Origin of the sequence: Streptomyces sp. NPDC013157 (genome assembly GCF_042899865.1) — a bacterium.
In the GTDB taxonomy this organism is placed as follows: Bacteria; Actinomycetota; Actinomycetes; order Streptomycetales; family Streptomycetaceae; genus Streptomyces.
Genome location: NZ_JBIBAK010000003.1, coordinates 398,937 through 411,659, shown reverse-complemented (window position 1 = coordinate 411,659; position 12,723 = coordinate 398,937). Strand labels below are relative to the sequence as shown.

13 protein-coding genes are annotated in these 12,723 nt (G+C 71.4%); 6 read left to right on the top strand and 7 right to left on the bottom strand.

Annotated features, from left to right (window positions below):
- Window positions 1–30 precede the first annotated feature (30 nt).
- Together ACFY6U_RS12045 and ACFY6U_RS12040 are read right to left on the bottom strand one after the other, a co-directional pair.
- Window positions 31–453, bottom strand: coding sequence for a heme-binding protein (locus ACFY6U_RS12045; protein WP_390037184.1), 423 nt, complete (start codon window positions 451–453; stop codon window positions 31–33).
- Window positions 450–2,120, bottom strand: a complete 1,671-nt coding sequence (locus ACFY6U_RS12040; RefSeq protein ID WP_390037183.1) for a GMC family oxidoreductase — start codon at window positions 2,118–2,120, stop codon at window positions 450–452. Before ACFY6U_RS12040 ends, ACFY6U_RS12045 begins: the two co-directional genes overlap by 4 nt.
- 462 nt (window positions 2,121–2,582) lie before the next feature.
- Here ACFY6U_RS12040 and ACFY6U_RS12035 point away from each other — a divergent pair, with 462 nt between their 5' ends.
- Genes ACFY6U_RS12035 through ACFY6U_RS12025 form a run of 3 tightly spaced genes read left to right on the top strand, consistent with a single transcriptional unit; the run spans window position 2,583 to window position 5,291 of the window.
- Window positions 2,583–3,881, top strand: a complete 1,299-nt coding sequence (locus tag ACFY6U_RS12035) for a Rieske 2Fe-2S domain-containing protein (RefSeq protein WP_390037181.1) — start codon at window positions 2,583–2,585, stop codon at window positions 3,879–3,881.
- A gap of 7 nt (window positions 3,882–3,888) precedes the next feature.
- Window positions 3,889–4,854, top strand: coding sequence for a PDR/VanB family oxidoreductase (locus ACFY6U_RS12030; protein WP_390037179.1), 966 nt, complete (start codon window positions 3,889–3,891; stop codon window positions 4,852–4,854).
- 23 nt (window positions 4,855–4,877) lie between these two features.
- Window positions 4,878–5,291: a nuclear transport factor 2 family protein gene (locus tag ACFY6U_RS12025; RefSeq protein WP_390037177.1), complete on the top strand. Its 414-nt coding sequence runs from the start codon at window positions 4,878–4,880 to the stop codon at window positions 5,289–5,291.
- Window positions 5,292–5,331: 40 nt separating this feature from the next.
- Here the strand turns inward: ACFY6U_RS12025 and ACFY6U_RS12020 are convergent, their stop codons facing one another.
- The 3 genes from ACFY6U_RS12020 to ACFY6U_RS12010 form a co-directional block, all read right to left on the bottom strand.
- Entirely contained in the window at window positions 5,332–6,036 is a 705-nt protein-coding gene (locus tag ACFY6U_RS12020) for a TetR/AcrR family transcriptional regulator (RefSeq protein WP_390037175.1), read from the bottom strand.
- A 761-nt stretch (window positions 6,037–6,797) separates the two neighbouring features.
- Entirely contained in the window at window positions 6,798–7,085 is a 288-nt protein-coding gene (locus ACFY6U_RS12015) for a hypothetical protein (RefSeq protein WP_390037173.1), read from the bottom strand.
- A 209-nt stretch (window positions 7,086–7,294) separates the two neighbouring features.
- Window positions 7,295–7,942 carry a TetR/AcrR family transcriptional regulator gene (locus tag ACFY6U_RS12010; RefSeq protein WP_390037171.1) on the bottom strand — a complete coding sequence of 216 codons (648 nt, stop codon included), beginning with the start codon at window positions 7,940–7,942 and terminating at the stop codon, window positions 7,295–7,297.
- Between the two features lie 182 nt (window positions 7,943–8,124).
- Between ACFY6U_RS12010 and ACFY6U_RS12005 the strand changes: the two genes are divergently transcribed.
- From ACFY6U_RS12005 to ACFY6U_RS11995, 3 genes are read left to right on the top strand one after another with little or no spacing between them, the layout of a single operon-like run.
- A complete protein-coding gene (locus ACFY6U_RS12005) occupies window positions 8,125–9,681 on the top strand; it encodes a bifunctional 3-(3-hydroxy-phenyl)propionate/3-hydroxycinnamic acid hydroxylase (RefSeq protein WP_390037169.1) in 1,557 nt (518 codons plus the stop codon).
- Window positions 9,678–10,772: an alpha/beta hydrolase family protein gene (locus tag ACFY6U_RS12000; protein WP_390037167.1), complete on the top strand. Its 1,095-nt coding sequence runs from the start codon at window positions 9,678–9,680 to the stop codon at window positions 10,770–10,772. The genes ACFY6U_RS12005 and ACFY6U_RS12000 overlap by 4 nt, the downstream gene beginning before the upstream one ends.
- 55 nt (window positions 10,773–10,827) lie before the next feature.
- Window positions 10,828–11,415 carry a substrate-binding domain-containing protein gene (locus tag ACFY6U_RS11995; protein WP_390037635.1) on the top strand — a complete coding sequence of 196 codons (588 nt, stop codon included), beginning with the start codon at window positions 10,828–10,830 and terminating at the stop codon, window positions 11,413–11,415.
- Window positions 11,416–11,598: 183 nt separating this feature from the next.
- Here ACFY6U_RS11995 and ACFY6U_RS11990 read toward each other — a convergent pair whose 3' ends face one another.
- Both ACFY6U_RS11990 and ACFY6U_RS11985 read right to left on the bottom strand, forming a co-directional pair.
- Window positions 11,599–11,988, bottom strand: a complete 390-nt coding sequence (locus ACFY6U_RS11990) for a PLP-dependent transferase (protein ID WP_390037633.1) — start codon at window positions 11,986–11,988, stop codon at window positions 11,599–11,601.
- The gene (locus tag ACFY6U_RS11985) at window positions 11,985–12,692 is read right to left on the bottom strand and encodes a B3/4 domain-containing protein (RefSeq protein ID WP_390037165.1); all 708 of its coding nucleotides are present in this window, start codon (window positions 12,690–12,692) and stop codon (window positions 11,985–11,987) included. Before ACFY6U_RS11985 ends, ACFY6U_RS11990 begins: the two co-directional genes overlap by 4 nt.
- Between the last annotated feature and the right edge of the window lie 31 nt (window positions 12,693–12,723).

Below are 12,723 nucleotides of genomic sequence, written 5' to 3'. Positions count from 1 at the left end.
TCCCTTGAGGCAGGGCGTGTCTGTTCGCGCTTACGCCAGCAGCGTCGCGATGCTCTTCAGCGCCTCCACGGCGAGGCGGTCGTCGGTGGCCCCGTCGGCGCCCCCCACCCCGATGCCGCCGATGACCTCGCCGTCGTCCACGGTGATCGGCACGCCGCCCGGTACCGGGAGGAGACCGGCGTCGACGAGGTGCACGGGCGCGACCGCCATCGCGGGTGCGGCGGCGAAGTCGGCGAACGCGGCGGTCGGCATGCCGGTGACCGCGGCGGTGTAGGCCTTGCGGCGCGCGGTCTCGACCCCGATGGGGCCCACCCCGTCGTCGCTGAGCAGCACCTTGGTGATGCCGCTGCGGTTGACGACCACCACGCAGATCCGCGCACCCTCGGAGCGGGCGGCCTCCAGAGCGGCCTCGGCCGAGCCGTGCGCGATGGAGTAGGTCAGCGGTTCCCTCATCCTGGGGTCCTCTCGCGAAGCGGGGTGACCTCGGCGCCCGAGGCGACCGGGACACCGCGGATCAGGTCCGACGCCCTCTCGGCGACGGCCACGACGGTGGCGTTGATGTTCGCCCCGGGCACGTTCGGCAGCACCGACGCGTCGACCACGCGCAGTCCCTCGACGCCGCGCACCCGCAGGTCGGGGTCGACGACCGCGTTTTCGGAGGTGCCGATGGCGCAGGTGCCGCAGGCGTGGTTGCCGGGCATGCCGTTCTGCCGCAGATAGCGCTCGAAGTCCTCGTCCGTGCGCACGCCGGCGCCCGGTGCGAGTTCCGCCGTGATCACCGGGGCGACCTCGGGAGAGCGCAGGACGGCCAGCGTGGTGCGCATGGTCTCCCGCAGGGCGGCCACGTCCGCCGGCTCGGTGAGCAGGTTGAACGTGATGCGCGGAGGGGCGCTCGGATCGGTGGAGCGCAGCCGGACCTCGCCGCGGCTGCGGGGGGTCGCGACGGCGTTGAGGGCCAGGCAGTGGCGGTCCTTCAGCGGCCGGATGCCGGGGAACCAGGGCCGGGCGCCGAATCCGCCGCCGATGATGCCGAGGAACCCGTCGGGGCGGTCCAGATCGGGTCGGGTGCGGACGTAGGCGGACAGGAACTCGGGCATCAGGGCCAGCGGACCGCTTCCGGTGGCGAACCAGCGGACCGCGCTCCGCACCAGCCGGTCGGCGCGCAGGTGCTCGTGGAAGGTCACCGGATCCTTGACGTCGAACAGCACGGGCGCCGCCGGATGCTCCTGCAGGTTGGCCCCGATGCCGGGAAGGTCCACCACCGGGTCGACACCGAGCTCGCGCAGGTGATCCGCCGGGCCGATGCCTGAGCGCATCAGCAGCTGCGGCGAGTTGTACGTGCCCGCGCACAGCACGACCTCTCGGGCCGCTCGGACCACGCGGCGCTGTCCGTCCTTCACGACCCGGACGCCTCTCGCGCGTCCGTTCTCCAGCACGATCGTGTCCACCAGTACCCCGGTGAGCAGGGTGAGGTTCGGGCGTCGCCGCAGTGTGGGGCGCAGGTAGGCGGCGGCGGTGCTGTGCCGTCGGCCGCGGTGGATGGCGGTCTCGATCTGGCCGGCGCCGGTGGGGTCGCCGCTCTGGGTGTCGTCCGGGAACTCGATGCCCAGCGAGCGGGCGGCGCGGTCGAGCCGCCGGCCGAACGGGCCCCTTCGGACGTTGGTCGAGACGGTGACGGGTCCGTATCCGCCGTGGTGCTCGGTGTCTCCGCGCCAGCTGCTCTCCGAGCGGCGGAAGTACGGCAGCAGATCGTCCCAGCCCCAGCCCGTCGCACCTTCCTTGACCCAGTCGTCGTAGTCGAGGCGGTGCGCGCGGACGTGGGTCGAGCCGTTGATCGAACCGGTCCCGCCGACCAGCCGGCCCCGGGGGACCGGGATGCGTCTGCCGTCCAGTCCCGGCTCGGGCTCCGACTCGTATCCCCAGCTGATCTCCTTGCGGCCTGACAACAGCCCTACTCCGAGGGGCAGTTGAACGAGCAGCTGACGATCGGCGGGTGGTCCCGCCTCTATCAGCAGCACTTTCGTACCGGCGTCGGCCGCGAGGCGTGCGGCCACGACACAGCCGGCCGAACCCGCGCCGACGACGACGTAGTCGTACTCGGTGTCGCGTCCGGTGTTCATGTGGAAGGTCCAGACATCGTCGTCTCCTTCGACCTGGGGCGAACGCGCGGTGGAGGCGGGGGAGTGGGCGAGTCGGGGAGGTGGTCGCTCGCGCGGCGCGTTCTGGGGATGTGATCGCGAGGCGGCAGGAAGGGGACCGCGAGCGGCTAGTCGCCTCAGCGTCGGGTCAACGTAACAGGACGCTCGGCGATCCGACAGAGGTCTGCAAGTAATTCATCAAACCAGGTCAGAGCCATTGACAGTTTTTCATCAGGCTCGTACAACGGCAGAAGCGACACACAGGCCGTACCGCTTGCCGCGCCTGTCCGAGCCGTGCGGGAAGAGCCGCCGCACGCTCGTGCGACCACTCCGGACGGGACTGCAGAAGGAGCCTCGACCGCAGACCGGCCGCACCTTTCCCCACCGCTCCGGTGGCCGTTTCCACGAGTCCCCGCCGCCTCAATGCCGAGGAGATGGTTCAGCATGACCGACCCGACCATGACCGACACGGGAACCGGCTACGGGCGCAAGCCCTCCTCCCACGACGCCCGCCTGACCGAGGTCGGTCCCGGCACCCCGATGGGCGAGACCCTGCGCCGCCACTGGCACCCGATCGCCAGCTCCACCGCGCTCACCAGCGACGTTCCCCACCGCGCCCGCCTGCTGGGTGAGAACCTGGTTGTTTTCCGGGACGGCCAGGGCCGCCCCGGTGTCGTCTTCGAGCGCTGCGCACATCGTGGCAGCAGCCTCTACTACGGCCGTATCGAGGAGGACGGCATCCGCTGCTGCTACCACGGCTGGAAGTTCGACGTGCAGGGCCACTGCCTGGACCAGGCCTGCGAACTCGACGGCGGCAAGCGCCGCAATCTCGCACGTCAGCCGTGGTATCCGGTAGAGGAGCGGTACGGCCTGGTCTTCGTCTACATGGGGCCGGCCGAGCTCAAGCCCCCGCTGCCGCGCTACGACAGCCTGGAACCGCTGGGCGAGGGCGAGAGCTACCACACCAGCTGGATGGTGCCCGGCGCCGAGGTCATCGGCCTGGAGCAGGACTACAACTGGCTCCAGCTGTTCGAGAACGCCGTCGACCCCGTGCACGCGGCGTGGCTCCACTCCAACCACAGCGGGTACCAGTTCGAGGGCACCGGCACGACCGGCTTTCCCGACAGCTACTACGACCACCGCACCGCCGCGGAGCGCACCAGCTACCACCGCACCGACAACGGCGTGAGGTACATCTGGCGCTACCAGGACACCAAGGGTGCCGGCGGCGCGCTCGTGGACCTGGAGTGGTCGGTGGAGTGCATGCTGCCGAACATCGTCGCCCTGCCCGACTTCATCAGCTCGACGCCCGACGTCCGCAACGACATGCTGATCTGGGTGGTCCCCGTCGACGACACACACCACCGGCTGGTCTTCTCCATCCGCTCCGCCGACCCCGGGCGGGCCACGTCCTTCATGTTCGGCATCAAGCAGAACGGCAAGGACGGCTGGCAGCTGAGTGAGGAGGAGAAACAGCGCTTCCCCGGCGACTACGAGGCCCAGTGGTCACAGGGCCCCATCACCCAGCACTCCGAGGAGACCCTGGCGCCGTCCGACAAGGGCGTCGTCATGCTCCGGCGCATGCTGCGCACGATGCTGGACGACGTCGAGGCCGGACGCACCCCGCTCGGCGTCGCCACCCCCGGCGAGCCGGTCCGCCGTGTGGAGGCCGGCCTCGTCACCCGACCGGAGGCGCCCACGGGGACGGACCGGGCGGCAGCGCCCACGGCGGCAGGGGCGTGACCGAAGCGTGAGCACCACCTGGACGGACGCGGTCGTCGTGGCCCGGTACGACGCCACGCCGAGAATCGCGGTCTTCGACCTCGCCCGGGCCGACGGCGACGAGCTGTGGGAGTACGAGCCGGGCGCCCACATCGACGTACAGGTCGGTACGGCGGGACTGATCCGGCAGTACTCCCTGTGCGGACCACCGGGCATCCGCAAGCAGTACCGGCTCGCGGTCCTCGACGAACCCGCCTCGCGCGGCGGTTCACGCGCCATGCACGCCCTCGCCGAGGGCGACACGCTGCGCATCGCCGCGCCGCGCAACCGCTTCGGCCTGACGTCCGCGCGCCGGCACCTGCTTCTCGCGGGCGGCATCGGCATCACCCCGCTGCTGTCGATGGCCCAGAGCCTCGACGCCACCGGGGGCGACTACCACCTGCACTACTGCGCCCGCAGCCGGAGCGAGGCCGCCTTCCTCGCCGACCTGGAGAACCACCCGCGGGTCACCCTTCACTTCGACGACGAGCCCCCGGAGCAACGCCTGGATCTGGGAAGCGACTTGGGGGAACCCGCTCCCGGGACCGCGATCTACGTCTGCGGCCCCGGCGGGTTCATGGACTTCGCGCTGGGGCGGGCGGCCGAGCTCGGATGGCCCGCGTCCGCCCTGCACAAGGAGCGCTTCAGCGCCTCGCCCCCGGTCGCGGCCGAGCCCGGCGGGGGAGGGGAGGGCGGATTCACCGTGCGTCTGTCCTCCACGGGAGCGGAGTACCTCGTTCCCGAGGACCAGAGCGTCCTGGACGTCCTGCTGGCGAACGGCGTCGAGGCGCCCAACTCGTGTGGACAGGGCATCTGCGGCGAATGCATCGTGCGGGTGCGCGCCGGTGAGCCCGACCACCGGGACGACGTCCTGACCGACGAGGAGCGCGGGGAGGGTCTGTTCACCCCGTGCTCGTCCCGGTCGAAGTCCCCGATCCTGGAGCTGGAACTGTGACCGACTCAGCGACAGAGGCGCCCGTGGCGAAAGACCTCGCCGCCGCTGCCCCCGTCCCCGCCACGGTCGAGGAGGCCGAGGCCGCCTGGCTCGCCGCGCAGACGCTCCCCGAACCGGAGCAGGCCATCCGTGCCCTGCTGCACCCCGGCTGCGTGATCGTGCACTCTGCGGTGGGCCACATCCACGGGGTGGAGGACTGGCTGCGGTACGCGGCACGCCTGGGCCGCACCAGTCAGGTGGACACCTACGACGTGACCGTCCAGCGCTTCGGCACCACGGCCGTGGTCAGCTGTCTGCAGGAGATGCGGGTCGCCTTCGTGCCCGAGCTGACCCCGTTCGTCATCCAGGCCGCCGTCACCCGGGTCTGGGTGGCGGCCGAGGCGGGCGGCTGGCAGCTGGCGCACCTCCAGATGGCCCGGCGGCTGCCGCCGGGCTGAGCGGCGCACGGACTCCCGGAACCCAGGGATCCGGTGGTCGTCAGTCCTGGGGCTCGCCGTCCACCGGCGAGCCCTCGTCCTGTGTCGCCTGTGTCGCTTCGGCGAGCGCGGTGACGATCCGGCCCACCTGCTCCGCGTAGTGGTCGATGAACTCCGGTGATTCTGGGTCCTGTTGGCCGAGTTCACGGGCGATCCACGGGATGGCCACCGGAGCGATCGAGGCGGCGAAGAAGACGAGGGCCACGGCCCCCACGTCGAGGTCGCTCCGGAATTCACCGCGCGCCTGCCGCTCGCGGAGTTCCTCGACATGCTTGAACAACTCGGCGGCCCGCTCGTCCTCGGCGGGCGGGCGCGTGCCGGGCTCTTCGCGTGTCAGCGTGTGCACCCACGCGGGATCCTCATGCGCCCAGTGGACGTAGCGCCGCGCGGCATCCGCGAAGGTACGGGCCTGGCTGACGCGCATGGACTCCTCGAGCCACTGATCGCTCAGCGCCTCGTACAGCCCGCGCTTGCCCCCGAAGTAGTAAGTGATCAGCTGATGGCTGACGCCGGCCGACTCCGCGATCCGCACGACCCGGGCCTCGTCGAAACCGTGGGCGGCGAACTCCGCGCCGGCGGCGGCCAGAATGGCCCGCCGGGTGCCCACCGGGTCGCGCTGACGACCGGGATCACCGGGGTGCCTCCGGCGCTGCTGCCTGCCGGACGCCGCTCCCGACTTTCCTGACGTCGCCTCTTCCCCTGTCACATGGACGACCTTACCGGTGGCCTTGTTGGACAGGCCAACTACTTGCGGCGTCCGTTGTGCTCAGCGCCGCGGCAACGGTCTTGGGCCGGCGGGACAGCAGTGGCAGGATGATCACCGCCCACCGCTCGTCGTCGACGTCCGCCGAGCCACCTGGCGCCCGGGACGACCCCGCCCCGGAGTGATCCAACCGGCCTCGTCGGCGCCACCGAAAGCCACCGGACGAGGTCGAAGCGCATCCGCGCCGACGCCCGAAGTGACGCTTCGGGTCCGCTGGTTTACCGCAAGTTGTCCCAGTTGGTTCCGGCCGCGTACTAGCGTGCTCGCATCTCGATACACACCCACCGCTCCAGAGTCGAAGTCAGGCGCCACGGAAGCGGCAGTCGATGCGGCAGGCAAACGTGGGAACCTGACGATCACCGCACATGGCCTGATCTCCTCTTCCGGTCTCCTCTTCCGGGAACATGTGTGGAATACGCTGAGCGGCAGGGGTCCCGCCCGGAGGTGGCCTCGGTGTCCCCCGGTCCGCGGCCTGGTATATGGCGGCGTCCCAGCCGTCCGGGCGGAGATTCTCCGGCACCGTCACCGTGTTGAGGTACCCGAACATCTGGCTGACGAAGGGGATGGATGCCTGGGCGTGGGCGTTGACGGGCCGAAGGTGTTGAACGCCGCGTCCGCGAACGACGGCCACGGACCCCGCGCTTCCTCGGTGAGCCCGATCAGGTCAGTGATCAGGGTCACGGGGAACACCGCGCCGAGATCCGTCACGGCGTCGAAGCCGCCCTTGGCCACGGCGTCGGCGACGAGTTCGGCCGCGAGTCCGCGAGAGCGGTGATCCGGGCGCGGAGCCCCGCCAGGGCCTTGGGGGCCAACTTGTCGGACAGCAGGGCCCGCAGCGGGGTGTGGTCCGGCGGGTCACTGGCCGGCACGGTGCCCTTCATCTGGGCGTTGAACGGGTCCTCGTAGCCGACGCCGTGCGCGGACGAGAAGCGCTCGTGGTCGGCAGAGCCGCGCGCACGTGCTCGTAGCGCGGAAGGACCGTGGGCACGCACCGACGACTCTCCTCTCCTTCGAGTTGCTCGGGCCACGACGGAGTTCCGGGGAGGGGAGAGGGGCTGAGCCGTCGGCACGAGGGTGTGGGAGACGAAGAGAGTGAACCTATGTGAGTCAGCGCTCACACTTGTGGTGAGCGGGAGCTCGCAACCGATCCCGTCGCGTCAAGCCCCGTGCACGCACTCGTGTGCGACGGCGAGCCGGGCGGTCAGCGGCCTTCTGGGGTGCCGAGGAGGTAGGAGATGACCGCGGTCTGGAGGTGGCTGCGCAGCTCGCTCCAGGGCAGCGGGCGGTCGGACTCCAGGAACTCGCCCTGGGTGACGCGGTGCGCGATCGTGGCGTAGACCAGGCGGAAGGCGAAGTCCAGCGCGGCCGCGGGATCCGGGTGTGCGAAGGGGATGTGGCGCAGAGCCTCGGCGAAGTTGCGGTTGCCCTCGACGCTGACGCGCGAGCCCTCGACCCGGACCGCTTCGTGCCGGGTGCCGAGCAGCAGGAAGACGCGCAACAGGGCCTCGTGTGCCCGGAAGGCGTCGGTGATCGCGCCGACCGCTTCGGCGATCGCCACGGCCGGATCGCGCAGGAGGCGCAGCCGCTCGACGGACATCCGTTCCGTGATCTCGGCCTGGAGGTTCTCGGTGAAGGCGTGCTGGATGGCCAGCAGGAGTCCTTCCTTGTCGCCGAACCGGCGGTAGATGCTGCCGACCGCCATGCCGGCCCGTTCGGCGACCGCGGCCACGGTCAGCGCGTCCACTCCACCCTCTTCGAGCAGCGCGTACCCGGCCTGCATGAGGTCCTGTTGCGAACGGCGACTGCCTTCACGGAGGGCGGCGGGCCTGCGGGTGGGGGACTCGGTCATCTGCGCAGTTTATCGACCGGGCTCTTGACGTCCATGTTGCTGTTGTGTGAATCTCGCTTCACTCTAACTGTGAATCTAGATTCACACAGAGCTGCGGCACGCACCGCACAGTCGAGCCGCACCCCTCTCCCATCCCACCACGACCCCTCGCAACGGCGCGGGGCTGTCTCTGGAGGTGTCCGATGGCTCCGCACTATGACATCGCGGTCGTCGGCTACGGTCCGACCGGACTCGCCGCGGCGTCCCTGCTCGGCCGGCTCGGCCACCGGGTGGTGGTCTGCGAACGCTGGCCGGCCCTGTACGGGCTGCCCCGGCTCACCCACATCGACGACGAGACCGCACGTACCGTCCAGGCGGCGGGTGATGCCGACGACGCGCTGCGGGACTCGTCCCCGTGCGAGTACCTGTGGGTCAACGGCAAGGGCGAGACGCTCGTGCGCATCCCGGCCAACCCCGACGGCCCGATGGGATATCCGGACCACATCTCCATGTACCAGCCGGACGTGGAGCACGCGATCGACAAGCGGTTGCGCGGTTACGGCACGGTCGACGTCCGCCAGGGCTGGGCGGTCACCGGCCTCGACCAGGACGACGACGGCGTCACCCTCCGCCTGTGCGGCTGGAACGCCGAGACCAGCTGTGCGGATGGCCCGCGCGACGAGGTCCTGGCCCGCTATGTGATCGCCGCCGACGGCAGCCGCAGCGGGGTACGGGATCTACTCGGGGTGGGGCGCGAGGATCTCGGGTTCAACGAGCAGTGGGTCAACATCGACACCGAGTGGCTGCGACCCCAGCCCCCGGAGTTCGCCTACGGCACCCAGTACTGCGATCCCGCGCGCGGCCACATGACCATCAACATCGGCACCACCCGCCAGCGCTTCGAGTTCGCCCTGCTGCCGGACGAGTCCCGAGAGGAGATGACCGCGCCGGAGACGGCCTGGCGGCTGCTGCGCGACTACCACGACCTGGGACCGGACGACGTACGGATCACTCGACAGCTCGTCTACGGCTTCGAGGCCCGCATCGCCACCCGCTGGCGCACCGGGAGGGTCTTCCTGGCCGGCGACGCCGCCCACACCATGCCCCCCTACCTCGGCCAGGGCGCGTGCAGCGGTCTGCGCGACGCCACCAACCTCGCCTGGAAACTCCACCTCGTCCTCGGTGGCCTGGCTCCCGAGGATCTGCTGGACACCTACGAGAGCGAGCGCCGCCCGCACGTCACCGCCCTCACCCACATGGCGATCGGCCTCGGCAAGGTCGCCAACACCCACGACGTCGAGGCAGCGGCGGCCCGGGACGCGGCCTTCTTCGCGGGCAAGGTACCCCCGCCGCCCCCGTTCCCGCCCCTTGCGGGCGGAGTTCTCAGGCCGGACGGGGACGCGCCCGTCGGCACCCTCACCCCCCAGGGCCGCGTCCGCCTCGCCGACGGCCGCACGGGACGCTTCGACGACCTCACCGGATACGGCTTCACCCTGGTCACCACCGAGGACCCCACCACCGCCCTCGGCCCCGACCGGCTCGCCAGGCTGACGCGCCTGGGCTGCACCATGGTCGCCCTCGACACCGTCGACGACCTCGACGGTCGGCACCATGAGTACCTCCAGCGACTCGGCGCGGTCGCCTACCTGGCACGCCCCGACTTCGTGCTGTTCGGCGCGGCGGCCGACGGCGCGGACCTCGGCGCGCTCGTGGACGACCTGGACGACGCCCTGTCCGGCACGGCCAAGGCGGTCGTATGACGGCCGCGGTCCCCGGGACGGCTCCTCTGCCGCCGCTGGTGGCGGCCCAGCACCGGGCCATGCCCTTCACGCGGCTCACCGACTGCGGCATGGACCCGGCTGACGCCCGCCGCCTGCTCGCCGACACCGCGGCCGGGACACCGTGGCAGCACGCCGGCGCGGCCATCGCGCGGACACAGCTGCAACGGGCCCGCCTGGCTGAGGAGTCGGGGCACCGCACGACCGCCCGGCAGGCGTACCGGTTCGCCTCCGCGGCCCTGATGTTCGCGCAGATGGCGCACCAGACCGACACCGCGGAAAAACGGGATCTGTACGCCCGGCACACCGCCGCGACCGCCGCTCTGGCACCCGCCGTGGAACGCGTGGAGATCCCGCATCGCGACGGGCTGCTCGGCGGCTGGTTGTGCTTGCCGCCGACCGGCGGGGCCCAGGCCACCGTCATCCTCTGGGGCGGGCTGAGCGGCTGGGGCGCCGCGTACCTGCCGGTCGCCGACGCCTACACCTCGCGCGGCCTGGCCTGCCTGCTCGCGGAGGGTCCGGGTCAGGGCGAGTCGCGGCTCCGTCACGGACTGTACGTCGACGAACGCGTCACCGAGGGCTTCGCCCGCTTCGTCGACCTGGTCGAGGCCGATCCCCGCCTCGGCGGCGCGATCGGGGTGCAGGGCGTCAGCTTCGGCGGCCTGTTCGCCGCCCACCTGGCCGCCGCTGATACACGCGTCGGCGCGGTGGTGGTCAACGGCGCCCCGGCCGCGCCCACGGTCCCCGAATTCCGCACCGCCCGCGAACAGATGGCCGCCGTCGTCGGCACCGACGACCCGGACCGGGTGACCGAGGTCATGGACGCCCTGCGCTTCGACCCGGACAAGCACCCCATCACCTGCCCCCTGCTCCTGCTGCACGGCGGCCAGGACCCCCTGGCCCACTACGAGGACCAGGAACCCTTCTTGCGCGCCGCCGACCCCGCCGCCGCGACCGTCCGCATCTGGCCCGACGGCGAGCACACCCTCTACAACCACGCGGCCGAACGCGACGCGCTCACCGGCGACTGGTTCACCGACCACCTCAACGGCCAGAACACCCCGAAAGGTTAGGACCGCCAGTGGACTTCACCGTCGAGACCGCCACCGACGCGGTGGTGGAGAGCTTCTGGGAGACCAAGGACCAGCGGCTGCGGCAGGTCATGGAGAGCCTGACCCGCCACCTCCACGTCTTCGTGCGGGGCAGGACGACGACCGAGCCGTCCAGCAGGCCACGGAGCACCTCCTCCGACTCGGACACCGCCGTATCGCCGCGCTCGCCGGCCGCCTCGGCTCCTTCCGCAGCGCCCAGCGGCTCAACGGCTGTCGCAACGCACTCGCCCAGGCCGGGATCGAGGAGGACCCGCTGCTGGTGGTCGGCGACCTGGCCACCCCCGAGCGGGCGCGGGACGCGGTGATCCGACTGCTCCACCAGCTCGCCCCTCCCACGGCCGTACTCGCGCAGAACCTTGGCATCAGTACGGGCGTCCTCGCCGAACGGCTCGCCGGGCGCCACGCCTTCGCCTTCATCGGCCTCGACGAGACGGACCTGACCAAGGGACTCGGCGTCTCCGCGGTGGTCCGCGACCCGCAGGAGGTCGGCCGGCAGGCCGCCCGCCTGGCCCTCGACCGGATCACCGACGCCGCCACGCCGCCACGCCTCGTCACCGTGCCCAGCAGACTCGTCATGCGAGGCGGCGGCGAAGTCGGGCCCTGAGACTGCCCCCTGGTGCTCCCCGACCGGGGCCGCGGGCGAACCGTTGGGTGACTGCCGGAACCCAGGCGGGGTCGGGCGAGGGCTCTCGCCATGGATGCGCAGTGTCACTTCGTCGCCGCTTCTCGACAGGCCCCTCGCGTGCGCGCGTCCGCGCTGCTGTGCTGGTTTCGACTGTGCCGGGTATCAGCGCGTGGGCAGCCCCGGGGGGTCGGGCCAGGGCGCGGGCATCGCCGTGTCCAGGGCCGTGGCCAGGTCCGCGATGAGGTCGTCGGGGTCTTCGAGTCCCACCGCCAGGCGCAGCAGGCCGTGGGTGCGGAACACCTCGGGGAACATGGCGGCGCGGTCGGCGGGAGCGTCCTCGTGGACGATGAGCGTCTCGTCGTGGCCCAGGGACACCGCTGAGGTGATCAGCCGCAGGCTGTTGACGAAGGCGTTGCGGGTGTCGTGATCGGCGTCGAGAGCGAACGCGATCAGCGCGCCGAAGCCCTGCCCGGCGAACTGCCGCTCGGCGAGCTGATGTTGTGGGTGGGAGGGGAGTCCCGGATAGGCGACGTGAGGCCTCTCGGGTCTCAGGTGGTGACCTGGGGCTGTGCCGGGCTGATGAAGTGCACGGCGGTCTGTTCGGCGTGCGGGTCGAGCAGACCCTGCAGGTCGTCGGCCGCGAACTTGAGAAGCTCGCCGTCGCGGTCGGCGTGGAGGGTTTCGATGACGAAGGCGACGTGCGTGGAGTCCTCGGTGACGCGGGTGCGGTGGGCGTCGCGGTGGTTCCAGTGGCGGGTCAGGACGCCGGTGGTGTCGGTGTAGGTGATCTCGCCGGGCTTGGGGTGTTCGACGGTGTCGGGTTCGCCGAGTGGAGTGAAGGACTCGGTGCCGTCCGCGTGGCGGATGTCGACGTCGCCGGTGACGTGGTCGAGGTCGAAGGCGCCGGCGGGCAGGCCGTGCCGGACGGAGACGGCGTTGTAGGAGTCGACGGCCGGGTTGATGCGCGGCAGGCTCCCCTTCTTGGCGAGGCGGCGGCCGAGCGCGTCGACGCTGGGGCGGATCCGGCGGGGGTTCGTGCCGAAGGAGCGGTAGGCGGTGTGCCAGGCCTCGATGCGGGGGTCGGTCTCGTCGGCGGGGTGCCAGGTGCCGTCGGCGAGCTCTTGCTCCAGTTCCTCCACGGCGGCGGCGGTGTGCGGCCAGGACTCACGGCCGCGCAGGCCGGTGGCGGTGACCAGGGCGATCAGGGTGTCGGGGAAGGCTTCGGCGACGGCGGGGGCGATGCGGAAGGCGGGCATGGGCGGCGTTTCCGTTTCCTGCGGGCGGGCG